The organism is Pseudomonas sp. USHLN015, assembly GCF_037153275.1.
GTDB lineage: Bacteria > Pseudomonadota > Gammaproteobacteria > Pseudomonadales > Pseudomonadaceae > Metapseudomonas > Metapseudomonas tohonis.
Map to the genome: position 1 here is coordinate 259,311 of NZ_JBBCKP010000002.1, position 22,774 is coordinate 282,084.

At 66.3% G+C, this 22,774-nt stretch carries 26 protein-coding genes; 17 read left to right on the forward strand and 9 right to left on the reverse strand.

Annotated elements, in window-relative coordinates:
• The first annotated feature begins 123 nt into the window (after positions 1-123).
• Entirely contained in the window at positions 124-972 is an 849-nt protein-coding gene (locus WFQ67_RS04240) for a pirin family protein (RefSeq protein ID WP_337056250.1), read from the forward strand.
• Here WFQ67_RS04240 and WFQ67_RS04245 read toward each other — a convergent pair.
• Positions 969-2,165: a patatin-like phospholipase family protein gene (locus tag WFQ67_RS04245; protein WP_213625805.1), complete on the reverse strand. Its 1,197-nt coding sequence runs from the start codon at positions 2,163-2,165 to the stop codon at positions 969-971. The two genes, WFQ67_RS04240 and WFQ67_RS04245, sit on opposite strands and share 4 nt — an antisense overlap.
• A gap of 54 nt (positions 2,166-2,219) precedes the next feature.
• Positions 2,220-3,134, reverse strand: a complete 915-nt coding sequence (locus WFQ67_RS04250) for a lipid A biosynthesis lauroyl acyltransferase (RefSeq protein ID WP_337056251.1) — start codon at positions 3,132-3,134, stop codon at positions 2,220-2,222.
• Between the two features lie 142 nt (positions 3,135-3,276).
• Here WFQ67_RS04250 and minC point away from each other — a divergent pair, with 142 nt between their 5' ends.
• From minC to lpcA, 7 genes are all read left to right on the forward strand, one after another.
• Positions 3,277-4,023, forward strand: coding sequence for a septum site-determining protein MinC (gene minC, locus WFQ67_RS04255; protein ID WP_111260471.1), 747 nt, complete (start codon positions 3,277-3,279; stop codon positions 4,021-4,023).
• A gap of 100 nt (positions 4,024-4,123) precedes the next feature.
• Positions 4,124-4,939 (forward strand): septum site-determining protein MinD, encoded by an 816-nt coding sequence (gene minD, locus WFQ67_RS04260; protein WP_111260470.1) that lies wholly within the window; start codon positions 4,124-4,126, stop codon positions 4,937-4,939.
• A complete protein-coding gene (minE, locus tag WFQ67_RS04265) occupies positions 4,936-5,190 on the forward strand; it encodes a cell division topological specificity factor MinE (RefSeq protein ID WP_069559735.1) in 255 nt (84 codons plus the stop codon). Before minD ends, minE begins: the two co-directional genes overlap by 4 nt.
• Positions 5,191-5,248: 58 nt before the next feature.
• Positions 5,249-5,884, forward strand: a complete 636-nt coding sequence (locus WFQ67_RS04270; RefSeq protein ID WP_173172012.1) for an RluA family pseudouridine synthase — start codon at positions 5,249-5,251, stop codon at positions 5,882-5,884.
• A 4-nt stretch (positions 5,885-5,888) separates the two neighbouring features.
• The gene (locus tag WFQ67_RS04275; RefSeq protein ID WP_337056252.1) at positions 5,889-6,464 is read left to right on the forward strand and encodes a class I SAM-dependent methyltransferase; all 576 of its coding nucleotides are present in this window, start codon (positions 5,889-5,891) and stop codon (positions 6,462-6,464) included.
• Positions 6,465-6,576: 112 nt separating this feature from the next.
• The gene (locus tag WFQ67_RS04280) at positions 6,577-7,866 is read left to right on the forward strand and encodes a M18 family aminopeptidase (protein WP_213625808.1); all 1,290 of its coding nucleotides are present in this window, start codon (positions 6,577-6,579) and stop codon (positions 7,864-7,866) included.
• Positions 7,867-7,880: 14 nt separating this feature from the next.
• Positions 7,881-8,468, forward strand: a complete 588-nt coding sequence (gene lpcA, locus WFQ67_RS04285; protein WP_337056253.1) for a D-sedoheptulose 7-phosphate isomerase — start codon at positions 7,881-7,883, stop codon at positions 8,466-8,468.
• Between the two features lie 180 nt (positions 8,469-8,648).
• Here the strand turns inward: lpcA and WFQ67_RS04290 are convergent, their stop codons facing one another.
• Complete coding sequence (locus WFQ67_RS04290; protein ID WP_263150747.1) at positions 8,649-9,365, reverse strand: UTRA domain-containing protein; 717 nt, start codon at positions 9,363-9,365, stop codon at positions 8,649-8,651.
• 300 nt (positions 9,366-9,665) lie between these two features.
• On the opposite strand from WFQ67_RS04290, the gene WFQ67_RS04295 reads away from it, so the two are divergent.
• The 6 genes from WFQ67_RS04295 to WFQ67_RS04320 are packed head-to-tail and all read left to right on the forward strand — an operon-like array spanning position 9,666 to position 14,850.
• Entirely contained in the window at positions 9,666-10,724 is a 1,059-nt protein-coding gene (locus WFQ67_RS04295) for an ABC transporter substrate-binding protein (RefSeq protein ID WP_111260464.1), read from the forward strand.
• A 57-nt stretch (positions 10,725-10,781) separates the two neighbouring features.
• Positions 10,782-11,588: an alkaline phosphatase family protein gene (locus WFQ67_RS04300; protein ID WP_213625811.1), complete on the forward strand. Its 807-nt coding sequence runs from the start codon at positions 10,782-10,784 to the stop codon at positions 11,586-11,588.
• The gene (locus WFQ67_RS04305; RefSeq protein ID WP_173172000.1) at positions 11,585-12,427 is read left to right on the forward strand and encodes an ABC transporter permease; all 843 of its coding nucleotides are present in this window, start codon (positions 11,585-11,587) and stop codon (positions 12,425-12,427) included. The genes WFQ67_RS04300 and WFQ67_RS04305 overlap by 4 nt, the downstream gene beginning before the upstream one ends.
• A complete protein-coding gene (locus tag WFQ67_RS04310) occupies positions 12,414-13,211 on the forward strand; it encodes an ABC transporter permease (RefSeq protein ID WP_213625812.1) in 798 nt (265 codons plus the stop codon). Before WFQ67_RS04305 ends, WFQ67_RS04310 begins: the two co-directional genes overlap by 14 nt.
• A complete protein-coding gene (locus WFQ67_RS04315; RefSeq protein ID WP_213625813.1) occupies positions 13,208-14,197 on the forward strand; it encodes an ABC transporter ATP-binding protein in 990 nt (329 codons plus the stop codon). The genes WFQ67_RS04310 and WFQ67_RS04315 overlap by 4 nt, the downstream gene beginning before the upstream one ends.
• A complete protein-coding gene (locus tag WFQ67_RS04320; RefSeq protein WP_213625814.1) occupies positions 14,197-14,850 on the forward strand; it encodes an HAD family hydrolase in 654 nt (217 codons plus the stop codon). The genes WFQ67_RS04315 and WFQ67_RS04320 overlap by 1 nt, the downstream gene beginning before the upstream one ends.
• Before the next feature lie 34 nt (positions 14,851-14,884).
• On the opposite strand, the gene WFQ67_RS04325 is transcribed toward WFQ67_RS04320, so the two are convergent.
• Positions 14,885-15,370, reverse strand: coding sequence for a GNAT family N-acetyltransferase (locus tag WFQ67_RS04325; RefSeq protein WP_173171992.1), 486 nt, complete (start codon positions 15,368-15,370; stop codon positions 14,885-14,887).
• Positions 15,371-15,493: 123 nt separating this feature from the next.
• On the opposite strand from WFQ67_RS04325, the gene WFQ67_RS04330 reads away from it, so the two are divergent.
• The gene (locus WFQ67_RS04330; RefSeq protein WP_213625816.1) at positions 15,494-15,886 is read left to right on the forward strand and encodes a VOC family protein; all 393 of its coding nucleotides are present in this window, start codon (positions 15,494-15,496) and stop codon (positions 15,884-15,886) included.
• 3 nt (positions 15,887-15,889) lie between these two features.
• Here the strand turns inward: WFQ67_RS04330 and WFQ67_RS04335 are convergent, their stop codons facing one another.
• Both WFQ67_RS04335 and WFQ67_RS04340 read right to left on the reverse strand, forming a co-directional pair.
• Entirely contained in the window at positions 15,890-16,072 is a 183-nt protein-coding gene (locus tag WFQ67_RS04335) for a hypothetical protein (RefSeq protein WP_337056254.1), read from the reverse strand.
• 11 nt (positions 16,073-16,083) lie between these two features.
• Entirely contained in the window at positions 16,084-16,326 is a 243-nt protein-coding gene (locus WFQ67_RS04340; protein ID WP_213625817.1) for a DUF465 domain-containing protein, read from the reverse strand.
• Positions 16,327-16,458: 132 nt separating this feature from the next.
• Between WFQ67_RS04340 and WFQ67_RS04345 the strand changes: the two genes are divergently transcribed.
• Positions 16,459-17,010, forward strand: a complete 552-nt coding sequence (locus WFQ67_RS04345) for an RNA 2'-phosphotransferase (protein ID WP_213625818.1) — start codon at positions 16,459-16,461, stop codon at positions 17,008-17,010.
• A 90-nt stretch (positions 17,011-17,100) separates the two neighbouring features.
• Here WFQ67_RS04345 and ahpF read toward each other — a convergent pair whose 3' ends face one another.
• From ahpF to WFQ67_RS04360, 3 genes are all read right to left on the reverse strand, one after another.
• Positions 17,101-18,657, reverse strand: a complete 1,557-nt coding sequence (gene ahpF / locus WFQ67_RS04350; RefSeq protein WP_263150759.1) for an alkyl hydroperoxide reductase subunit F — start codon at positions 18,655-18,657, stop codon at positions 17,101-17,103.
• Between the two features lie 138 nt (positions 18,658-18,795).
• The gene (gene ahpC / locus WFQ67_RS04355) at positions 18,796-19,359 is read right to left on the reverse strand and encodes an alkyl hydroperoxide reductase subunit C (protein ID WP_021221309.1); all 564 of its coding nucleotides are present in this window, start codon (positions 19,357-19,359) and stop codon (positions 18,796-18,798) included.
• Positions 19,360-19,554: 195 nt separating this feature from the next.
• Positions 19,555-20,517: an NAD(P)H-quinone oxidoreductase gene (locus WFQ67_RS04360; RefSeq protein WP_337056255.1), complete on the reverse strand. Its 963-nt coding sequence runs from the start codon at positions 20,515-20,517 to the stop codon at positions 19,555-19,557.
• A 128-nt stretch (positions 20,518-20,645) separates the two neighbouring features.
• On the opposite strand from WFQ67_RS04360, the gene WFQ67_RS04365 reads away from it, so the two are divergent.
• Positions 20,646-22,730: a carboxy terminal-processing peptidase gene (locus WFQ67_RS04365; RefSeq protein ID WP_111260453.1), complete on the forward strand. Its 2,085-nt coding sequence runs from the start codon at positions 20,646-20,648 to the stop codon at positions 22,728-22,730.
• Positions 22,731-22,774: the final 44 nt, after the last annotated feature.

Below are 22,774 nucleotides of genomic sequence, written 5' to 3' on the forward strand. Positions count from 1 at the left end.
GCCCCGGAACCTGGCCTGCGGCGCCAAACCCATCCAGCAATTCGATCAGAAGTACGCAAAATCACGCACCATCCATCCGATTCCTTGGATTAGCATCGCGCCATCCATTTCCAAGGAGGCCCCATGAGCACCTACCGCCAGATCATCGAACAACGCCCCGGCCAACCGGCTTCCGATGGCGCCGGGGTCAACCTGATCCGCGTCTTCGCCGAACAGGGCATCCCGCGCTTCGACCCCTTCCTGATGCTCGACGAATTCGGCTCGGCCAACCCGGACGACTACGTCGCCGGCTTCCCGCCCCACCCCCACCGGGGCTTCGAGACCATCACCTACATGATCGAGGGGCGCATGCGCCACGAAGATCACCTGGGCAACGTCGGCCTGCTGGAAAACGGTGGCGTGCAATGGATGACCGCCGCGCGCGGCATCATCCACAGCGAGATGCCGGAGCAGGAGCAAGGCGTGATGCGCGGCTTCCAGATCTGGCTCAACCTGCCGGGCAAGGACAAGCTGGGTGACCCGGGCTACCGCGACTTCGCCCCGGGCGAGATCCCGCGGCTGCGCACCTCGGGCGGCGTCGATGCGCTGGTGATCGCCGGGCGCTTCGACGACGGCGAGGTGCAGCAGGACGGCGCCGTGCAACGCCCGCACACCGAACCGCAACTCTTCGACCTGCAATTGCAGGACGGTGGGCGCGTGGCCCCGCGCCTGGCGGATGGCTTGCGGGTGATGCTCTACGTCTACGAGGGCGAGGTGCACGTCAACGGCAACCCGGTGCCCAAGGGTCGCCTGGTGCGCCTGTCCGAACAGGGTGCAGTGGAACTGGCCAGCGCCGGGGGCGCCCGGGTGCTGCTGCTCGCCGGCCGCCCGCTGGGGGAACCCATCGTGCAGTACGGCCCCTTCGTGATGAACACCCGCGAGGAGATCGAACAGGCCCTGCGCGATTACCGCGACGGTCGTCTCGCGGGCTAGTAGGTCACCGGCGCCGGCAACACAGACGCGGCTCCCAGGCCGAGGAACGCCTGCAGGTCGGCCTTCTGCGCCATGGCGTCCTGGTAGCCCAGCTCGATCAGCTCGTTGCAGTAGCCGGGCTCGAACAGCAGGTAGCTGATCACCCCGGCGCCGCTGGCCTTGGTCGCCCCCGGCCCACGCAGGAAGGTGCGGATCGCCCGAGGCATTTCCCGTCGATGGCGCGCGGCGATGGTGTCCAGCGGCCGGCTCGGCGAAATCACCAGCACGTCCACGGGCTTCAAGCCGAGGTTGCGCGGGCGCTGCCCGGCGGGGATCGCCTGGCTCAGCTGGTTGATGCGCTCGAGCAGCTCGATGTCGCTTTCCAGGTTGTCGATGAAGGTGCTGTTGAGCATGTGCCCGCCGATCTGCGCCAGGCTCGGCGGGTTGCCGGTGCTGGCACGGACCACGCCATCGTTGACGTTGCCCACCCGCGGGTTGCCGCTCACCCCCACCACCAGGATGCGATTGGCGCCCAGGTGCAGCGCCGGGCTGATGGGCGCCGACTGGCGCACCGCGCCGTCGCCGAAGTATTCGCGGTTGATCCGCACCGGCGGGAAGATCAGCGGGATGGCGGCGCTGGCCAGCAGGTGGTCCAGGCCCAGGCGGGTCGGCACGCCGACGCGGCGATGACGGAACCAGGGGTCGATGGTGGCACGGCCCTGGTAGAAGGTCACCGCCTGGCCGGACTCGTAGCCGAAAGCGGTCACCGCCACCGCCCGCAGCTGGCGCAGGCGCACGGCGGCGGCGATGCCGGTGAAGTCCAGCTCACGCTCGAGCAGGCCGCGCAGGGGGCTGTTGTCCAGCAGCGCCACCGGCGCGTGGCGGTTCATCCCCAGCAGGCTGTGACCGAGGAAGCGCGCGCTCTGGCGCAGCACACCGGGCCAGTCGCTGCGGTACACCTGGTGGGTGTGGAAGCCTTGCCAGACGGCGGTGAGGCGGCGGATCGCCTCGCTGAAATGCAGGGCGCCGCAGGCCAGGCCAACGGCGTTGATGGCGCCGGCGGAGGTGCCGACGATCACCGGGAAGGGGTTGTGCATGGCATCGGGCAGCAGGTCGGCGATGGCCGCCAGCACGCCCACCTGGTAAGCCGCTCGCGCACCGCCGCCCGAGAGGATGAGACCGGTCACGGGCTTGGCTGCGGCGAGTTCACTCATGGAGGGCTTCCGAGGTTTTTCGCGAGTATAGGGCCCGGGTGCAGGCGGCGCTGCTCAGTAGAGCTTCGGCTCGCCTTCCGGCCGGGTCTTGAAGCGGCGATGGGCCCAGAGGTACTGCTCGGGCAGGCGGCTCACCGCCTGCTCGATCCACTGGTTGATGCGCAGGCAATCGGCTTCCTCGCTTTCGCCGGGGAAATCGGCCAGCGGCGGGTGGATCACCAGACGGTAGCCGTCGGCCAGGCGCTCCTGGGTGAAGGGCAGCACCCGCGCGCGACCCAGGCGGGCGAACTTGGTGGTGGCGGTGACGGTGGCGGCGGTGATGCCGAACAGCGGCACGAACAGGCTCTGCTTGCGGCCGTAGTCCTGGTCCGGCGCATACCAGATGGCGCGCCCGGCGCGCAGCACCTTGAGCATGGCGCGCACGTCCTCGCGCTCGATGGCCGTGGCGTCGAGGTTGTGGCGCTCGCGTCCCTGGCGCTGGACGAAGTCGAACAGCGGGTTCTTGTGCTCGCGGTACATGCCGTCGATGGTGTGCACCTGGCCGAGCAGCGCGGCGCCGATCTCCAGGGTGGTGAAGTGCAGTGCCATGAGGATCACGCCCTGGCCTTCCGCCTGGGCCTGGCGCAAGTGCTCCAGGCCTTCTATATGGGCGAGCTTGCGCAAGCGCGCGGCCGGCCACCACCAGCTCATGGCCATCTCGAAGAAGGCGATGCCGGTGGAGGCGAAGTTCTCCCTGAGCAGGCGCTCGCGCTCGGCGACGGACAACGCGGGGAAACACAGCTCCAGGTTGCGCCGGACGATGTGGCGACGCGAACCGGCGACCCGCTGCATCGACGCGCCCAGGACCCGACCCAGTCGCAACAGGACGGGGTACGGCAGCTGGACGATCAGCCACAGCACCGCCAGGCCCAGCCACAGGGGCCAGAAGCGCGGGTGGAGAAAGGCAGCGCGGAAGCGGGGACGTTGCATCGGTGGGTCCGTAGGGCTGTATGGGCAAAGGCCGGCATTCTACAGAATTAGCCGTCGGCCGGCGCCCATCCCGGGCCGCGCTTCTTGCGACGGCCCGGCGATCTCGCTATAAGTCCTGCCCACCAGACCCTGCAGAACGACCATGAGCCAAGCTGACCTCCTCGACCAAGATCCCGTGTTCCAGCTCAAGGGCAGCATGCTCGCCATCACCGTGATGGAACTGGCGCACAACGACCTCGAACGCCTCGACCGGCAACTGGCCGAAAAGGTCGCCCAGGCCCCCAACTTCTTCCAGAACACCCCGCTGGTGATGGCCCTGGACAAGCTGCCGGCCAGTGAAGGCCAACTGGACCTCGTCGCCCTCCTCGACGTCTGCCGCCGGCACGGCCTGCGCACCCTGGCCATCCGCGCCAACCGCGACCAGGACATCGCCGCCGCCAACGCCCTCGACATCCCCGTGCTGCCGCCCTCGGGTGCCCGCGAGCGGGTCATCGACCCGGTGGAGCCGGGCGCGAAGAAAGTCGAGAAGGCCCCTGAAAAACCCGCCGAACCCGTGAGCCGCCCGACCAAGGTGGTGACCACGCCGGTGCGCGGCGGCCAGCAGATCTACGCCCCCGGCGGCGACCTGGTGGTGGTCGCCCCCGTGAGCCCCGGCGCGGAACTTCTCGCCGACGGCAACATCCATGTGTACGGTCCCATGCGCGGCAGGGCGCTGGCCGGCATCAAGGGCGACACCAAGGCCCGGATCTTCTGCCAGCAACTGGCCGCCGAACTGGTCTCGGTGGCCGGCCAGTACAAGGTCGCCGAAGACCTCCGCCGCGAGCCGCTCTGGGGGCATTCGGTGCAGGTCAGCCTGTCGGGAGACGTGTTGAACATCACCCGTCTTTAACGGATACTGCCGCGAATTTTCAGGGACCTGAACGGGAGCCAGGACGGCCGATCAAAGGCCTGCAAGTTCCCGATTTTCTTATTATTTGGGGTGAATCACCTTGGCCAAGATCCTCGTTGTCACGTCCGGCAAGGGTGGCGTGGGCAAAACCACCACCAGCGCCGCCATCGGCACCGGCCTCGCTCTGCGCGGGCACAAAACCGTCATCGTCGACTTCGACGTCGGCCTGCGTAATCTCGACCTCATCATGGGCTGCGAACGCCGCGTGGTGTACGACTTCGTCAACGTCATCAACGGCGAAGCGACCCTGACCCAGGCCCTGATCAAGGACAAGCGCCTCGAGAACCTCTACGTCCTGGCCGCCAGCCAGACCCGCGACAAGGATGCGCTGACCCTCGAAGGCGTCGGCAAGGTCATCGAAGAACTGGCGCAGAACTTCGAATACGTCGTCTGCGACTCCCCCGCCGGCATCGAGAAAGGTGCCCACCTGGCCATGTACTACGCCGATGAGGCGATCGTCGTGACCAACCCGGAAGTCTCCTCGGTACGCGACTCCGACCGCATGCTCGGCCTGCTGGCCAGCAAGTCGCGCCGCGCCGAGAAGGGCGAGGACCCGATCAAGGAGCGCTTGCTGCTCACCCGCTACAACCCGGAGCGCGTCACCAAGGGCGAAATGCTCGGTGTCGAGGACGTCGAGGAAATCCTCGCCATCCACCTGCTCGGTGTCATCCCGGAATCCCAGGCGGTGCTCAAGGCATCCAACCAGGGGGTTCCGGTCATCCTCGACGAGCAGAGCGACGCCGGCCAGGCGTACAGCGATGCTGTCGATCGCCTGCTCGGCAAGGAACTGCCCCACCGGTTCCTCGACGTTCAGAAGAAAGGACTCTTGCAACGCCTTTTTGGAGGCCGTGAATGAATATTCTTGACTTCTTTCGCGAGCGGAAGAAGCAGAACAGCGCTTCGATCGCTAAAGAACGACTCCAGATCATCGTCGCCCACGAGCGCGGCCAGCGCAGCCAGCCGGACTACCTCCCGGCCCTGCAGAAGGAACTGGTCGAGGTGATCCGCAAGTACGTCAACATCGACCAGGACCAGGTCCAGGTCATGCTCGAGGACCAGGGCAACTGCTCCATCCTCGAGTTGAACATCACCCTGCCCGATCGCTGATCGGGTTGCGGTGCCAGACGGCGGCCTCGGCCGCCGTCGTCATTTCCGGAACAGACCCATGCCCCTCTCGCAGATCCAGATACTCCACCAGGATCCGGCCTTCCTGGTCATCAACAAGCCGACCCTGCTGCTTTCCGTGCCGGGCCGCGCCGATGACAACAAGGACTGCCTGATCACCCGCCTGCAGGAGAACGGCTACCCGGAAGCCCTCATCGTCCACCGCCTGGACTGGGAAACCTCGGGCATCATCCTCCTGGCCCGCAATCCCGACAGCCACCGCGAGCTGTCCCGCCAGTTCCACGACCGCGAGACCGAGAAGGCCTACACCGCGCTCTGCTGGGGCCAGCCCGAACAGGACAGCGGCCGTATCGAACTGCCCCTGCGCTACGACCCGCCGACCAAGCCGCGCCACGTCGTCGACCACGAGCAGGGCCGCCACGCCCTGACCTTCTGGCGCGTGCTGGAGCGTTGCGGCAACCACTGCCGCGTCGAGCTGACCCCCATCACCGGCCGCTCCCACCAGTTGCGCGTGCACATGCTCTCCATCGGCCATCCGTTGCTGGGCGATCGCCTCTACGCCCACGAAGAAGCGCTGGCGGCCCACGAGCGCCTGTGCCTGCACGCCAGCATGCTCGCCTTCAGCCACCCGGTGACCGGCGAGCGCCTGCGCTTCGAATGCCCGGCGCCGTTCTGAGGCGATGACCGACAGCCTCTACTACGACCGCACCCAGGGCGCCCCGCCCTGGCCGGCCCTGCTGATGGCGATCGAAGCCCTTGGCCGCCCGGGCACGCGCGGCATCGACCTGGGCTGCGGCGCCGGTCGCGACACCCTGGAAATGCTCCGTCGTGGCTGGGAAGTTCTGGCCATCGACCGCGCCCCCGAAGCCATCGAACGCCTGCTCGGCCAGGTGACGTCCGAGCAACTGCCGCGCCTGCAGGCGCTCTGCGCCCGCTTCGAGGAGTGCGAACTGCCGCCAGCGGACATCATCAACAGCGCCTTCGCCCTGCCCTTCTGCCACCCCGACCACTTCCCCGCCCTGTGGCAGCGCATCGATGGCGCCCTCGCGGGCGGCGGCCTGTTCTGCGGCAATTTCTTCGGAGAGCGGGACGAATGGGCTGGCCCGGAACTCAGCATCCTCGGCGATGACGAGGTACGCGGCCTGTTCACCGGCTGGGAGCTGCTGCACTTCGAGGTGATCGACCGTGAAGGCTCCACCGCCCGGGGACGCACCAAGCGCTGGCACCTGTTCTCGGTGGTCGCGCGGCACCCTTGAGACCTCACCCGGCCGGCACTATGGCCGCCTTAGTGAAAATTCGCCGGCCTGCGCCTCCTAATCACCGAGCCCGATGCGATAAACTCCGGCCCACTGCCGCCTGGAGTCCGATATGCGCGAAGAGTTGAACCAGGGCCTGATCGATTTCCTCAAGGCCTCTCCCACCCCGTTCCACGCCACCCGCAGCCTGGCCCAGCGCCTGGAAGCCGCGGGCTATGTGCACCTCGACGAGCGCGACGCCTGGCGCGCCGAGGCCGGTGGGCGCTACTACGTGACCCGCAACGATTCCTCGCTGATCGCCGTCCGCCTCGGCAAGCGCCCGATGCTCGACGGCGGCCTGCGCCTGGTCGGTGCCCACACCGACAGCCCCGGCCTGCGCGTGAAACCCAACCCCGAACTGCATCGCCAGGGCTTCTGGCAGCTGGGCGTCGAAGTCTATGGCGGAGCCCTGCTGGCCCCCTGGTTCGACCGCGACCTCTCGCTCGCGGGCCGCGTCACCTACCGCGCCGCCGGCAAGGTGGAAAGCCAGCTGGTGGATTTCCAGGCGCCCATCGCCGTGATCCCCAACCTGGCCATCCACCTCAACCGTGAGGCCAACCAGGGCTGGGCCATCAACGCGCAGACCGAACTGCCGCCGATCCTGGCCCAGTTGGCCACCGGCGAGACCCGCGAATTCCGCGACCTGCTGGCCGAGCAACTGACGCTGGAACACGGCGTCAACGCGGATGCGGTGCTGGACTATGAACTGAGCTTCTACGACACCCAGAGCGCCGCCGTGATCGGCCTCGGCGGCGACTTCATCGCCGGGGCGCGCCTGGACAACCTGCTCTCCTGCTACGCCGGCCTGCAGGCCCTGCTGGCCGCCGAGGGCGACGAGAGCTGCGTGCTGGTCTGCACCGACCACGAGGAAGTGGGCTCCTGCTCCGCCTGTGGCGCCGACGGCCCGTTCCTGGAGCAGGTCCTGCGCCGCCTGATGCCCGAAGGCGACACCTTCACCCGCATCGTCCAGCGCTCGCTGCTGGTTTCCGCCGACAACGCCCACGGCGTGCACCCGAACTACGCCGACAAGCACGACGGCAATCACGGGCCCAAGCTCAACGCCGGCCCGGTGATCAAGATCAACAGCAACCAGCGCTACGCCACCAACAGCGAGACCGCCGGCTTCTTCCGCCACCTGTGCCTGGAAAACGAAGTGCCGGTGCAGAGCTTCGTCACCCGCAGCGACATGGGATGCGGCTCCACCATCGGCCCGATCACCGCCAGCCAGCTGGGCGTGCGCACCGTTGACATCGGCCTGCCGACCTTCGCCATGCACTCCATCCGCGAACTGGCCGGCAGCCATGACCTCGCCCACCTGGTGAAGGTGCTGGCCGCCTTCTACTCCAGCCACGACCTGCCTTGAACGGAGACAGCCGCATGCTCAGCCACATCCGCAACAGCCTCGAGGAAGCCCGGTCGGCGCTGGACAACTTCATCGCCAACGAGCAGGCCCTGCGCAGCATCGAGCGCGCGGCGGAACTGCTGGTGAAAAGCTTCGAGAACAAGGGCAAGGCCTTCTCCTGCGGCAATGGCGGCTCCATGTGCGACGCCATGCATTTCGCCGAGGAACTGACCGGGCGCTACCGCAGGAACCGCCCGGGCATCGCCGCCATCTCCATCAGCGATGCCAGCCATATCAGCTGCGTGGCCAACGACTTCGGCTACGACCACATCTTCTCGCGCTACATCGAGTCCCACGGCCGCGAAGGCGACATGCTGCTGGCCTTCAGCACCAGCGGCAGGAGCCCCAACGTGATCAAGGCCGCCGAAGCCGCCAAGGCGCTCGGGGTGAAGGTCATCGCCCTCACCGGCAAACCGGGCTCCGCCCTGGAAGCGCTCGCCGACGTATGCATCTGCGCCCCCGGCGGCGACTTCGCCGACCGCGTGCAGGAGCTGCACATCAAGGTGGTGCACATCCTCATCGAGCTGGTCGAGCGCAGGCTCGCGCCTGAGAATTACGCTTAGAAGCAGCCGCAAGCGACAAGCCTCAAGCGGCAAGAACGATCGTGCAGGGGCGAACTCATTCGCCCAGCGGGCCGCAGGCCCGCCCTTCCCTCCAGTTCCCGGGCTGAAGCCCGGGCTACTCATACAGCTCCCCCTTCGCTCCACCACTTGCAGCTTGAAGCTTGCCGCTTGTAGCTGCCCTCACTCCGGCACCTCCACGCTCACGTGAATCGCATCGTGCCGCCAGAACTCCAGGTCGCAGTCGATCAGGCGACCGTGCTGGTCGCGGTTGACGCGGGTGATGCGCAGCGCCGGGCTGCCGGGGGCGACCTTCAGGGTCGAGGCGGCTTCCGGGTGCAGCGCCGTCGGCACCATGTCGAAGCGCACGCGGCCGTAGCGGATGCCGTACTCGCTGCCATAGAGGTCGGTCAATGAGCGGGTCAGGTCGAAATCGAGGATGCCGGGGAAGTACTGCGGGTTGAGGTAGTGCTCGACATAGAGCACCAGGCGCCCGTCGATGCGCCGGGCGCGGCGGATCTGGTAGACGCTCGACAGCGCCGGCAGCTCCAGCAGCTCGCAGATTTCCACCGTGGCCGGCATCAGCCGCGCGCTCAGCACTTCGGTGGCCGGCACCCGGCCCTGTTCGCCGACCATGGCGTGGAAGTGGCTGCGGATCAGCGGGTTGTAGGCCACCCGAGGCGGCGAGACGAACCAGCCACGACGCTCCTCGCGGTAAATCAGCCCCTGCGCCTCCAACTGGCCGAGCGCCTCGCGCAGGGTGATACGGGTGGTGTCGAACAGCTCGCTCAACTTGCGTTCGGCCGGCAGCTTGCCACCCAGCGGCAGCAGGCCGTGCTCGATCTGCTCCTGCAGTGCGCGGCAGATGGCGGTAACGGTACGGGGCGCCTCATCGCGCATCGAAAGACTCCAATCTGGAATAGACCAGCACCATAAAAGTGCGACGCTGGCGGTGGTGTGACCATGCTATGCAGCCTAGATGACTGTCCCGTGACAGCACGCCTGACTTGCATGCCGCATGCCAGCGCTCCCTTGTGACGCCCGCCACATCGGACCGCCGGCCATGGTCTACGCTTGCTGTCGCCGGAAGAACGGGGCCCGCGGCATCGCGCGGTGCAATCAAACCGTCATCTAGGGCCTTTAGATTGGCCTGGTTGTTGCTGATCTAGACCAATACCCAACCCTGCTAAGGAGCTTCATATGAAACGCCTGCTGCTGGCTTCACTGATTGGAACCACCCTGGCCCTGAGCACCCAGGCCATGGCGGATGACGCTGCGCTCAAGACCCTCGAGGAGGCCGCCCGCAAGGAAGGCGCGGTGAACAGCGTGGGCATGCCCGACAGCTGGGCGAACTGGAAGGACACCTGGGTCGACCTGGAGAAGAAGTACGGCCTCAAGCACATGGACACCGACATGAGCTCGGCGCAGGAAATCGCCAAGTTCGCGGCCGAGAAGGACAACGCCACCGCCGACATCGGCGACGTCGGCGCGGCCTTCGGCCCCATCGCCACCCAGCAGGGCGTCACCCAGCCCTACAAGCCGAGCACCTGGGAGCAGGTCCCGGAATGGGCCAAGGACAAGGACGGCCACTGGGCCCTCGCCTATACCGGCTCCATCGCCTTCATCATCAACAAGCAACTGGTGAAGGAGCCGCCGAAATCCTGGGCCGACCTGGAGAAAGGCAAGTACAAGGTCGCCATCGGTGACGTCAGCGCCGCCGCCCAGGCGGTCAACGGCGTCCTCGCCGCCGCCATCGCCAAGGGCGGTGACGAGAAGAACATCCAGCCGGGCCTGGATCTCTTCGCCAAGATCGCCGAGCAGGGCCGCCTGTCCCTGTCCAACCCGACCATCCAGACCCTGGAGAAGGGCGAAGTGGAAGTCGGCATCGTCTGGGACTTCAACGGCCTGTCCTACCGCGACCAGATCGACCCCAGCCGCTTCGAGGTGCTGATCCCCTCCGACGGTTCGGTGATCTCCGGCTACACCACCATCATCAACAAGTACGCCAAGCACCCGAACGCCGCCAAGCTGGCCCGCGAATACATCTTCAGCGACGCCGGCCAGATCAACCTGGCCAAGGGCAACGCCCGTCCGATCCGCGCCGAGCACCTGACCCTGCCGGCCGAGGTGCAGGCCAAGCTGCTGCCCAACGAGCAGTACGCCAAGGTCAAGCCGATCAAGGACGCCAAGGCCTGGGAAGAAACCTCCAAGGCCCTGCCGGGCCTGTGGCAGGAAAACGTCATCATCAACATGGAATAACGAGCGAAAACCGGGCGCCGGCCTCTGCCGGCGCCTCGTCGCTTCCGGGGCCCGCCCATGAACCGAAAAGCCATACTGGTCCTGCTCGACGGCCTCGGCCACAGCGTCGCCCGCCACGCGATGGGCCACCTGCACGCTTACTGCGCCGCCGGCCGGGCCGCCTACTACCGGCTCGAATGCGAGCTGCCCGCGCTGTCCCGCCCGCTCTACGAATGCATCCTCACCGGGGTGCCGCCCATCGACAGCGGCATCGTGCACAACGATGTCTCGCGCCTGTCCAACCAGCGCAGCGTCTTCCACTACGCCCGCGCTGCCGGCCGCAGCACCGCCGCCGCCGCGTACCACTGGGTCAGCGAGCTGTACAACCGCACCCCCTTCGACCCCGCCCGCGACCGCCACACCGATGCCCCCGAGCTGCCCATCCAGCACGGCCACTTCTACTGGGCGGACCACTACCCGGACGCGCACCTGTTCGCCGACGCCGAGAGCCTGCGCCTGCGCCACGCGCCGGACCTGCTGCTGGTGCACCCGATGAACATCGACGACGCCGGCCACAAGCACGGCCTCGACACCCCGCAATACCGCAATGCCGCGCGCATGGCCGACGTGATCCTCGCCGAGTACCTGCAACGCTGGCTCGACGCCGGCTACCAGGTGCTGGTGACCGCCGACCACGGCATGAACGCCGACCGCTCCCACAACGGCCTGCTGCCGGAGGAGCGCGAGGTGCCGCTGTTCGTCCTCGGTGACGCCTTCAGCCTCGATGCCGGCGCGCAACCGATACAGACCGAGCTCTGCGGCACCCTCTGCGAACTGCTCGGCGTGCCCCACGACAAACCCTTCTGCCGGGAGCTGTTGAAGTGAATTCAGCCAACCGCGGCAAATGGCTGGCCCTGCTGTGCCTGCTGCCATTCGCCCTCTTCTTCGTCGCCTTCCAGATCGCCCCGCTGGCCTGGGTGGCGATCAACAGCCTGAACAGCCCCGAAGGCTGGGGCCTGGGCAACTACGCCAAGGTGTTCGCCTCGAAGTTCTACCTGCAGGCGATCAAGCACAGCCTGCAGATCTCCTTCTGGTCGAGCCTGATCGGCATCCTCATCGCCATCCTCGGCAGCTACTCGCTGCGCCAGGTGGACAGCCGCCTGCGCGACTTCGTCATGGCCTTCTCCAACATGACCAGCAACTTCGCCGGCGTGCCCCTGGCCTTCGCCTTCATCATCCTGCTGGGCTTCAACGGCGCGCTGACCCTGCTGCTCAAGCAGAGCGGCCTGATCGAGGACTTCAACCTCTACTCCAAGACCGGCCTGATCGTGCTCTACACCTATTTCCAGATCCCCCTCGGCGTTCTGCTGCTCTACCCCGCCTTCGACGCCCTGCGCGAGGACTGGCGCGAATCCGCCTCGCTGCTCGGAGCCAGCACCTGGGACTTCTGGCGGCACATCGGCCTGCCGGTGCTGACCCCGGCACTGCTGGGCACCTTCATCATCCTGCTGGCCAATGCCCTGGGCGCCTACGCCACCGTCTACGCCCTGACCACCGGCAACTTCAACGTGCTGCCGATCCGCATCGCCGCCATGGTCGCCGGCGACATCGCGCTGAACCCCAACCTCGCCAGCGCCCTGGCCATGGTGCTGGTGGGCCTGATGGCGCTGATCACCATCGTCCACCAGTGGCTGCTGAAGAGGAGCTACCATGTCGCGCGCTGAAGCCCCCGCCGCCAGCCTCTACCACCGCATCGTGGTCTGGCTGCTGTTCCTGATCCTGCTGCTGCCGCTGGCCGGCACCCTGCTGTACTCGCTGTCCACCAGCTGGTCGGCGACCATCCTGCCCGACGGCCTGACCTTCAAGTGGTACCTGGCGCTGTGGAGCGACGCCCGTTTCCTCACCGCCTTCGGCCAGTCGCTGCTGGTGTGCTTCGGCGCCCTGGCGCTGTCGGTGGTGCTGATCCTGCCGCTGCTGTTCGTGGTGCACTACCACTTCCCGAAGCTGGACGCGCTGATGAACATCCTCATCCTGCTGCCCTTCGCGGTGCCGCCGGTGGTGTCCTCGGTGGGCCTGCTGCAGCTCTATGGCTCGGGCCCGCTGGCCATGGTCGGCACGCCGTGGATCCTGATCGGCTGCTACTTCACCGTCGCCCTGCCGTTCATGTACCGCGCCATCACCAACAACCTCCAGGCGATCAACCTGCGCGATTTGATGGACGCTGCCCACCTGCTCGGCGCCAGCACCTGGAAGGCCGCGCTGCTGGTGGTGCTGCCCAACCTGCGCAAGGGCCTGATGGTCTCGCTGTTCCTGTCGTTCTCCTTCCTCTTCGGCGAGTTCGTCTTCGCCAACCTGCTGGTGGGCACGCGCTACGAGACCCTGCAGGTCTACCTGAACAACATGAAGAACAGCAGTGGCCACTTCAACAGCGCCCTGGTGATCTCCTACTTCTTCTTCGTGCTGCTGTTCACCTGGGCAGCCAACCGCCTGAACAAGGACAAGACATGAGCTTCCTGAGCATCAAGGGCCTGCACAAGCATTACGGCTCGACCCCCATCTTCAGCGACATCGACTGCGAGATCGGCAAGGGCGAGTTCGTCACCCTGCTCGGCCCTTCCGGCTGCGGCAAGTCCACCCTGCTGCGCTGCATCGCCGGCCTCACCGAAGTCAACGGCGGGCAGATCCTCCTCGACGGCCAGGACCTGGTGCCGCTGTCGCCGCAGAAGCGCGGCATCGGCATGGTGTTCCAGAGCTATGCGCTGTTCCCCAACATGACCGCCGCGCAGAACGTCGCCTTCGGCCTGCGCATGCAGAAGACCAGCAAGGAAGACAGCGCCCGCCGCGTGCAGGAAGCCCTGGCCATGGTCGAGCTGGACAGGTACGCCGACCGCTACCCGCACCAGCTCTCCGGCGGCCAGTGCCAGCGCGTGGCCCTGGCCCGCTCCCTGGTCACCCGCCCGCGCCTGCTGCTGCTCGACGAGCCGCTCTCGGCCCTGGACGCTCGCATCCGCAAGCACCTGCGCGAACAGATCCGCAGCATCCAGCAGGAACTGGGGCTGACCACCATCTTCGTTACCCACGACCAGGAGGAGGCGCTGACCCTGTCCGACCGCATCTTCCTGATGAACGCCGGACGCATCGTCCAGAGCGGCGACGCCGAAACGCTGTACACCGCGCCGGTGGACGCCTTCGCCGCCGGCTTCATCGGCAACTACAACCTGCTGGAAGCCGAAGACGCGACGCGGCTGCTGGCACGCCCGGTGGCCAGCCGTATCGCCATACGCCCGGAAGCCATCTCGCTGAGCAGCGACGGTGCCATCGAGGCACAGGTGCGCGGCCACAGCCTGCTGGGCAACGTCATCCGCTATCGCGTGGAGGCGCGGGGCGTGGAACTGGTGGTGGACGTGCTCAACCGCAGCGCCGATGACCTGCACGGCAAGGGCCAGCGCATCGGCCTGTCCATCGACGACAACGCGATCCGGGAGGTGGCGTGATGACCCTGGCGATCTTCGACCTCGACGACACCCTCATCGACGGCGACTGCGCGAGCCTGTGGAGCGAGCACATGGCCGCCATCGGCTGGGTGGACGGCGAATCCTTCGTCAGGAAGGACCACGAACTGATGGCGCTCTACGCCGAAGGCAAGCTGGCGATGGAGGACTACATGGCCTTCAGTCTGTCGCCCCTGGTGGGTCGCACGCCCGAGGAGGTGGCCTTCGTCGTCGAGCCCTTCGTCGAGGACGTGATCGAGCCGATCTTCCACAGCGACGCCACCCGCTGCCTGGCCAGCCACCGCGAGGCCGGCGACCGCATCCTGGTGATCTCCGCCTCGGCGCATTTCCTGGTCAGCGCCATCGCCGCACGGTTGAAGATCGACGAGGTACTGGCCATCGACCTGGAGGAACGGCACGGCCACTACAGCGGCAACACCCGTGGCGTGCTCACCTACCGCGAAGGCAAGGTCACCCGCCTGCACGAGTGGCTGGCGGCCGAAGGCGAAAGCCTCGACGGCGCCTACTTCTACTCCGACTCGCGCAACGACCTGCCGCTGCTAAAGCTGGTCAGCAACCCCCGCGTGGTCAACCCCGACCCCGCCCTGCGCGAACATGCCGAGCAGGCGGGCTGGCCGATCCTCGAATGGCGCTGACCCTTGCCGCGCCACTGCCGTAGAGCGGTAAGACTCAACGGTCCCCGTGGGCGAATGCCCTGAGTTCGTCCCCGGCCATGCGGTAGCGCACCCATTCGTCCTGGGGGCTGGCGCCGATGGAGCGGTAGAACTGGATGGCCGGCTCGTTCCAGTCCAGCACGCTCCACTCCAGGCGGCCGCAGCCACTGTCGCAGGCCAGGCGCGCGAGGTGGCGCAGCAGGGCCTTGCCGGCGCCCACGCCGCGTTGCTGCGGGGAGACGTAGAGGTCTTCCAGGTACATGCCCTTGCGGCCCAGCCAGGTGGAGTAGCTGTAGAAATACACGGCGAAGCCGATGGGCTGGCCATCCAGTTCGCAGATCAGCGCGTGGGCCGGGGTCGCGCCTTCGAACAGGCTCTGTTCGATGTCGGCCACCGTGGCGACCACCTCGTGTTCGGCCTTTTCATAGATGGCCAACTCGGTGATGAAGGCGAGGATCTGGCTGGCATCGCTGCGCACGGCTTCGCGGATATGAAGGCTCACGGGAACTCCTTGTCGATGAACGTCGGCGCCTGGGCGCGAGGGCGAACATGCTAGGCGCCTGCTGGTTTCCACGAAAGGGGGACGCGCATAATCGGCGCTCGCCAACCGCCCGGAGAGCCCCTCATGCTGTCTCACGTCTGCATCGGCACCAATGATTTCTCCCGCGCCCTGGCGTTCTACACGCCGCTGATGAAGGCACTGGGTCTGCCGCAGAAATTCTGTGACCCGTCACGACCCTGGGCGGGCTGGATGCCGGCGGATGCGCCACGCCCGCTGCTGGTGCTGGGTACGCCGTTCGACGGTGAAGCGGCGACGGTGGGCAACGGCCAGATGGTCGCGCTGCTGGCACCGGATCGCGCCAGCGTGGACCAGTGCCACGCCCTGGCACTGGCCAACGGGGGACGCTGCGAAGGCGCCCCCGGCCTGCGTCCGCACTACCACCCCGACTACTACGGCGCCTATTTCCGCGATCCCGATGGCAACAAGCTGTGCGTGTGCTGCCACCGGGCCGAATGACGCTCAAGGCACGGTGTTGTCGCCCTCGCCGGGCAGTTCCGGTTCATGGTGACGCGGGCGCAGGTCGGGTTCGGGGTCGCGGGGCTTCTGCAGGCGCTCCACCTCGGCGTCGATCTCCGCCTCCTCGTCCGGGGTGATCGCCGGCAGTTCGCCGTCTTCGGTGACGCTGGGGTCGCTGTCGATCATGGGGTGCCTCCTCAGGTGCCGTATTTCAGGTACTGGACGATGCGGTCCTTGGCCAGCAGGCGCTCGGCCTTGAGGGTGTGCAGCGCTTCGTCGGAGACCCCGAGGCCAGCGTTGGAACCCAGCTCCACCAGCTTGAGGTCGGCCGATTCGTAGTCGTCGATCAGGCGCACCAGCTTGCGGTCCTCGCGCTTGCGCCGCTCCAGCTCGCGGGCGTCGACTCCGATGTCCTGGCTCAGGTCATGTTTGACGGGCATGTTCCACCTCGCTTTTTCCATGGGTGTCAGGAGTTGTGAGGAACGCCTGCGGCGAAGGTTCGAGGTATTTGGTCGGCCACGCCGCCGTGGCAGAATCGCCCCCTCAACCACGCAGAAGGCAGGAGCCTGACCATGAGCGATGCACAGGAAGTCGAGATCAGCCGCTTTCTCAGCTTTGTGCTGAGGCACAAGCCCGAGGCCATCGGCCTGCAGCTGGACAGCGAGGGCTGGGCCGATGTCGAGGCGCTGATCACCGGGGCGGTGCGCGCGGGCAAGGACCTCGACGAAAGGACGATCCGCCGCGTGGTGGACGGGAACGACAAGAAGCGCTTCGCACTCTCCGAGGATGGCCGCCGCATCCGCGCCGTGCAGGGCCATTCGAGCGCATCGGTGCAGCGCCAGTACGAAACGGTGGTACCGCCGCAGCGGCTGTTCCACGGCACCGCCAGCCGCTTTCTCGACAGCATCCTGCAGAAGGGACTGATCGCCGGTTCGCGCCACCACGTGCACCTTTCCACGGACCGTGAGACGGCCACCCAGGTCGGCGAGCGCTATGGCGAGCCGGTCATCCTGGAAGTGGACGCCCGCGCCATGCACGAAGACGGTTTCGCCTTCCACCAGGCGGAGAATGGCGTATGGCTGACAGCGCGGGTGCCGGTGGCGTACCTGAAGCGGGAAGAATGAACGGCAGCTGGCTCTTCCCGGGAGCCCCGATGAAAGCGCTCCATTGAAAAAGGCAGCCCGAGGGCTGCCTTTTTCGTGGAGCGGGGTGGATCAGCTGTTACGGATCAGGTGGTCGAAGGCGCTCAGGGAGGCCTTGGCACCTTCGCCCACGGCGATGACGATTTGCTTGTAGGGCACGGTGGTCACGTCACCGGCGGCGAACACGCCGGGCAGCGAGGTCTCGCCACGAGCATCGACGATGATCTCGCCACGCTGGCTCAGCTCGACGGTGCCTTTGAGCCAGTCGCTGTTGGGCAGCAGGCCGATCTGCACGAAGATGCCTTCCAGTTCCAGGGCCTTGAACTCGTCGGAGTTGCGGTCCTTGTAGGTCAGGCCGGTGACCTTCTGGCCGTCGCCCTTCACTTCGCTGGTCAGTGCACTGGTGACGATGTCGACGTTGGAGAGGCTGCGCAGTTTCTTCTGCAGCACGGCGTCGGCACGCAGTTGGCTGTCGAACTCGATCAGCGTCACGTGGGCAACGATGCCGGCCAGGTCGATGGCCGCTTCCACGCCGGAGTTGCCACCGCCGATCACCGCCACGCGCTTGCCCTTGAACAGCGGGCCGTCGCAGTGCGGGCAGTAGGCGACGCCACGGCCGCGGTATTCCTGCTCGCCGGGCACGTTCATCTCGCGCCAGCGGGCACCGGTGGAGAGAATCACGGTCTTGGCCTTGAGGCTGGCTCCGCTCTCGAACTTCACTTCGTGCAGGCCGCCTTCGGCCTTGGCCGGGATCAGCTGGCTGGCGCGCTGCAGGTTCATGATGTCGACGTCGTACTGCTTGACGTGCTCTTCCAGCGCGCGGGCCAGTTTCGGGCCTTCGGTCTCCTGCACGGAGATGAAGTTCTCGATGGCCATGGTGTCCAGCACCTGGCCGCCGAAGCGCTCGGCCGCAACGCCGGTACGGATGCCCTTGCGAGCGGCGTAGATGGCAGCCGAAGCCCCGGCCGGGCCACCGCCGATCACCAGGACGTCGAAGGCGTCCTTGGCATTGAGTTTCTCGGCGTCACGGGCGGAGGCACCGGTGTCGATCTTGGCGAGGATTTCCTCCACGCCCATGCGGCCCTGGCTGAACAGTTCGCCATTCAGGTAGATGCTCGGCACCGACATGATCTGGCGTTGCTCGACCTCATCCTGGAACAGCGCGCCGTCGATGGCGACGTGGCGGATGTTGGGGTTGAGCACGGCCATGAGGTTCAGCGCCTGGACCACGTCCGGGCAGTTCTGGCAGGACAGCGAGAAGTAGGTTTCGAAGTTGAACTCGCCCTGGATGCCCTTGACCTGCTCGATCACGTCGGCTTCGAGCTTGGAGGGGTGGCCGCCGACCTGCAGCAGCGCCAGGACCAGGGAGGTGAATTCGTGGCCCATGGGGATGCCGGCGAAACGCAGGCTGATATCCGCACCGGGGCGCTGCAGCGAGAAGGAAGGCGTGCGGGCATCGCCACCGTCTTCGCGCAGGGTGATCTTGTCGGTCAGGCCGACGATGTCGTGCAGCAGGTCGCGCAGCTCCTTCGATTTGTCGCTGTCATCGAGGGACGCGACGATCTCGAACGGCTGGGTGACCTTTTCCAGATAGGCCTTCAACTGGGTCTTAAGATTGGCGTCCAACATGATTCGGCTCCTGCTTGTTTCGGGCAAAGGGGACCCCGCGGCGAGCGCATGCGCGCCCGCCCTGCTCGCTCGGATTCGGGCTTTTGCAGGGTGGCCGGCCTGGGGCCGACCACCGGGGGGAGGTACTGCGGGTACTGCTTAGATCTTGCCAACCAGGTCCAGGGACGGAGCGAGGGTCTTCTCGCCTTCCTTCCACTTGGCCGGGCAGACTTCGCCCGGGTGGGCGGCGGTGTACTGGGCAGCTTTCAGCTTGCGCAGGGTTTCGCCGACGTCACGGGCGATCTCGTTGGAGTGGATTTCAACGGTCTTGATGATGCCTTCCGGGTTGATCACGAAGGTGCCGCGCAGGGCCAGGCCTTCTTCCGGGATGTGCACGCCGAACGCGTTGGTCAGTTGGTGGGTCGGGTCACCGATCAGCGGGAACTGGGCCTTGCCGACTGCCGGGGAAGTCTCGTGCCACACCTTGTGGGAGAAGTGGGTGTCGGTGGTCACGATGTAGACCTCGGTACCGGCCTTCTGGAATTCGCCGTAGTTGTTGGCGGCGTCTTCGATCTCGGTGGGGCAGTTGAAGGTGAAGGCTGCCGGCATGAAGATCAGTACCGACCACTTGCCCTTGAGGGATTCTTCGGTGACTTCGATGAACTTGCCGTTGTGGAAAGCGTTGACCTTGAAAGGTTGAACTGCGGTGTTGATCAGAGACATCGAGTGGTCCTCTATCTATGGGGTTGGAAGTTCGGGTCAAGAATTTACCCGACGAATACTAGGCGGTCAGCCCGTAAAGAGCTTATTGATTGAGGGCATCGCCATCATTGCTTTCCTAAATCGATCCTGGAAAGCCGCTACAGCCCAGTAGCCACGCGGCCTTGCGCGCGGCTACCGGAGCGAGGGGAGCCTGGATCAGGCCAGGGACTCGTCGAGCAGGACGACTACTTTACCGGAAACCTGGTTGCTGCCGAGGGCCGCGAAGGCCGCTTCCACGTCCTTGGCGGCGAAGCTGCGCTCCAGCTGGGGCTTCAGGCGGCCCTCGCCGAACAGGGGCCAGGCGTGCTGCCCCAGGTCGCGCAGCAGGTCGGCCTTGAAGGCGTCGTCGCGGTTGCGCAGCGTGGAGCCGATCAGTTGGATGCGCTTGCCCAGCACCAGCTCCATGTCCAGCTCGGCCTGGCGCCCACCCATGAGGCCGATGTTGACCCAGCGACCGTCGCGGGCCAGCAGCTCCAGGTTCAGCGCCGCATAGTTGCCACCGACAGGATCGAGGATGACGTCGAAGGGGGCGAAGTCGCGCAGGCTCTCCAGCGCTTCGCCACGCAACACGCCCCCCTGGGCGCCGAGGCTTTCGCAATAGGCCAGGCGCTCGGCGGAACCGACGCTGACCCAGACGGGGCTGCCGAACGCCTTGCACAGCTGGATGGCGGCGGAACCGACACCACTCGCACCGGCATGCAGAAGCACCTTCTCGCCGGGCTTGAGGCCCGCCAGCTGGAACAGGTTGAGCCAGGCGGTGGCGTAGACCTCGGGCAGCGCGGCCCCTTCGGCCAGGCTGAGGCCCTCGGGAACCGGCAGCACGTGGCCGGCATCCACCACCACTTCCTCGGCCATGCCGCCGCCGGCCAGCAGCGCACAGACACGGTCACCGACCTGCCATGCCGCACCCGCGCCCACCTCGGTGATCACCCCGGAGCATTCGAGGCCGATGATGTCGCTGGCACCCGGCGGCGGCGGGTAATGGCCCGCTGCCTGCAACAGGTCGGCGCGGTTCAGACCCGCTGCCGCCACACGAATGCGGACCTGCCCCACATCACAGCCAGGAACCGGGCGTTCAGCCCATTCCACGCGCCCTTCAACGCCTTGCAATGCTTTCACGCTGCCTCCATAGTGACCCAGGACTCGCCCGGCGGCTGACCGCCGGGCTTTTGCTTTGCGCCGATGGAACCCGGCGCCCTCAAATACGGCCTAATATGCGTTATCACCTCCCCCGACGTCGACTCAGCATGAAGCGTTCACTGATCTGCTCCGCCCTTGCGTTTGTATTCAGCATCAGCGTCCTGCCGCTGCATGCGTCCACCACCTCGGCAAGCGACAGCTGGGACTCGATCCAGCCCGACCGTGAGCAGGTGATAGCCAGCCTCAACGTGGTGGAGCTGCTCAAGCGCCACCATTACAACAAGCCGCCGCTCAACGATGAGCGCTCGGTGAAGATCTACGAGGGCTACCTCAAGCTTCTCGACCCGGCGAAGATGTATTTCACTGCCGGCGACATCGCCGAATTCAACCAGTGGAAGACGCAGTTCGACGACTTCCTCAAGAGCGGCGACCTGGACCCGGGCTTCACCATCTACAAGCGTCATCTGGACCGCCTCAAGGAGCGCCTGGACTTCGCCCTGGCCATGCTCGACAAGGGCGTGGACAAGATCGACTTCAGCGTCGACGAGAGCCTCGAGACCGATCGCGAGAAAGCCACCTGGGCCAAGGACCGCGCCGCCCTCGATGACCTCTGGCGCAAGCGCGTGAAGGACGAGGTCCTGCGCCTGAAGATCGCCAACAAGGAGCCGAAGGCGATCCAGGAGCTGCTGGTCAAGCGCTACAAGAACCAGCTCTCGCGCCTCGAACAGACCCGTGGCGAGGACGTGTTCCAGGCCTACATCAATGCCTTCGCGCAGACTTACGACCCGCACACCCAGTACCTCTCCCCGGACAACGCGGAGAACTTCGACATCAACATGAGCCTGTCGCTGGAAGGCATCGGCGCGGTGCTGCAGAGCGACAACGAGCATGTGAAGGTGGTGCGCCTGGTCCCCGCCGGCCCTGCCGAGAAGAGCAAGCAGATCGCTCCGGCCGACAAGATCGTCGGCGTCGCCCAGGGCAACGGCGAGATGGTCGACGTGATCGGCTGGCGCCTGGATGAGGTCGTGAAACTGATCCGCGGCCCGAAAGGCTCGGTCGTGCGCCTGGAAGTGGTCCCCGCGAACAACGCCCCCAACGACCAGAGCAGCAAGATCGTGTCCATCACCCGGGAAGCGGTGAAGCTCGAAGAGCAGGCCGCGAAGAAATCCGTGCTCAACCTCGAGCATGACGGCCATGCCTTCAAGCTCGGCGTGATCGAAGTGCCGGCTTTCTACCTCGACTTCAAGGCGTTCCGTGCCGGCGACCCCGAGTACAAGAGCACCACGCGCGATGTGAAGAAACTCCTCGGCGAACTGCAGAAGGAGAAGGTCGACGGCGTGGTGATCGACCTGCGCAACAACGGCGGCGGCTCCCTGCAGGAAGCCACCGAGCTGACCGGCCTGTTCATCGACCAGGGCCCGACCGTGCTGGTGCGCAATAGCGACGGCCGCGTCGACGTGCTGGCCGACGAGAACACCGGCATCTTCTACAAGGGCCCGATGGCCGTGCTGGTCAACCGCCTGTCCGCCTCGGCCTCGGAGATCTTCGCCGGCGCCATGCAGGACTATCACCGCGCCCTGATCATCGGTGGCCAGACCTTCGGCAAGGGCACCGTGCAGACCATCCAGCCGCTCAACCATGGCGAGCTGAAGCTGACCCTGGCCAAGTTCTACCGCGTCTCCGGCCAGAGCACCCAGCACCAGGGCGTGATCCCCGACATCGAGTACCCCTCGGTGGTCGACACCAAGGAAATCGGCGAAAGCGCGCTGCCCGAGGCCATGCCCTGGGACAGCATCCGCCCGGCGATCAAGCCGGAGGTCGACCCCTTCAAGCCCTTCCTCGCCGAGCTCAAGGCCCGTCACGATTCGCGCACCGCGCACAATCCCGACTTCGTCTACAGCCGCGAGCGCCTGGCCCTGGCCCAGAAGCTGATGAAGGAAACCACCATCACCCTCAACGAGGCCAAGCGCCGCGCCCAGCAGGCGGACATCGAGTCCAAGCAGCTGGCGATGGAGAACAGCCGTCGCAAGGGCAAGGGCGAGGAACCGCTGAAGGAACTGAAGAAGGAAGACGAGGACGCGCTGCCGCTGGACGATGACAAGACCAAGCCGGAAGACGACGCCTACCTGACCGAGACCGGGCAGATCCTGCTCGACTACCTGGGCCTGAACTCGGCAGTGGCCAAGCACTGACCGAACGTCATCAGAACGTCACGAAATCGTCGTGAAATGCAGGG

What these genes read in the sequence shown, in the direction of transcription:
- lpcA (WP_337056253.1), top strand. Translation starts at nt 7,881, where the DNA reads ATGCTCAGCCACATCCGCAACAGCCTCGAGGAAGCCCGGTCGGCGCTG.
- ahpF (WP_263150759.1), bottom strand. Translation starts at nt 18,657, where the DNA reads ATGTTGGACGCCAATCTTAAGACCCAGTTGAAGGCCTATCTGGAAAAG.
- WFQ67_RS04250 (WP_337056251.1), bottom strand. Translation starts at nt 3,134, where the DNA reads ATGCAACGTCCCCGCTTCCGCGCTGCCTTTCTCCACCCGCGCTTCTGG.
- WFQ67_RS04300 (WP_213625811.1), top strand. Translation starts at nt 10,782, where the DNA reads ATGAACCGAAAAGCCATACTGGTCCTGCTCGACGGCCTCGGCCACAGC.
- WFQ67_RS04295 (WP_111260464.1), top strand. Translation starts at nt 9,666, where the DNA reads ATGAAACGCCTGCTGCTGGCTTCACTGATTGGAACCACCCTGGCCCTG.
- WFQ67_RS04275 (WP_337056252.1), top strand. Translation starts at nt 5,889, where the DNA reads ATGACCGACAGCCTCTACTACGACCGCACCCAGGGCGCCCCGCCCTGG.
- WFQ67_RS04245 (WP_213625805.1), bottom strand. Translation starts at nt 2,165, where the DNA reads ATGAGTGAACTCGCCGCAGCCAAGCCCGTGACCGGTCTCATCCTCTCG.
- WFQ67_RS04270 (WP_173172012.1), top strand. Translation starts at nt 5,249, where the DNA reads ATGCCCCTCTCGCAGATCCAGATACTCCACCAGGATCCGGCCTTCCTG.
- WFQ67_RS04240 (WP_337056250.1), top strand. Translation starts at nt 124, where the DNA reads ATGAGCACCTACCGCCAGATCATCGAACAACGCCCCGGCCAACCGGCT.
- WFQ67_RS04320 (WP_213625814.1), top strand. Translation starts at nt 14,197, where the DNA reads ATGACCCTGGCGATCTTCGACCTCGACGACACCCTCATCGACGGCGAC.
- WFQ67_RS04330 (WP_213625816.1), top strand. Translation starts at nt 15,494, where the DNA reads ATGCTGTCTCACGTCTGCATCGGCACCAATGATTTCTCCCGCGCCCTG.
- WFQ67_RS04345 (WP_213625818.1), top strand. Translation starts at nt 16,459, where the DNA reads ATGAGCGATGCACAGGAAGTCGAGATCAGCCGCTTTCTCAGCTTTGTG.
- ahpC (WP_021221309.1), bottom strand. Translation starts at nt 19,359, where the DNA reads ATGTCTCTGATCAACACCGCAGTTCAACCTTTCAAGGTCAACGCTTTC.
- WFQ67_RS04280 (WP_213625808.1), top strand. Translation starts at nt 6,577, where the DNA reads ATGCGCGAAGAGTTGAACCAGGGCCTGATCGATTTCCTCAAGGCCTCT.
- minC (WP_111260471.1), top strand. Translation starts at nt 3,277, where the DNA reads ATGAGCCAAGCTGACCTCCTCGACCAAGATCCCGTGTTCCAGCTCAAG.
- WFQ67_RS04310 (WP_213625812.1), top strand. Translation starts at nt 12,414, where the DNA reads ATGTCGCGCGCTGAAGCCCCCGCCGCCAGCCTCTACCACCGCATCGTG.
- WFQ67_RS04315 (WP_213625813.1), top strand. Translation starts at nt 13,208, where the DNA reads ATGAGCTTCCTGAGCATCAAGGGCCTGCACAAGCATTACGGCTCGACC.
- WFQ67_RS04335 (WP_337056254.1), bottom strand. Translation starts at nt 16,072, where the DNA reads ATGATCGACAGCGACCCCAGCGTCACCGAAGACGGCGAACTGCCGGCG.
- minE (WP_069559735.1), top strand. Translation starts at nt 4,936, where the DNA reads ATGAATATTCTTGACTTCTTTCGCGAGCGGAAGAAGCAGAACAGCGCT.
- WFQ67_RS04290 (WP_263150747.1), bottom strand. Translation starts at nt 9,365, where the DNA reads ATGCGCGATGAGGCGCCCCGTACCGTTACCGCCATCTGCCGCGCACTG.
- WFQ67_RS04365 (WP_111260453.1), top strand. Translation starts at nt 20,646, where the DNA reads ATGAAGCGTTCACTGATCTGCTCCGCCCTTGCGTTTGTATTCAGCATC.
- WFQ67_RS04340 (WP_213625817.1), bottom strand. Translation starts at nt 16,326, where the DNA reads ATGCCCGTCAAACATGACCTGAGCCAGGACATCGGAGTCGACGCCCGC.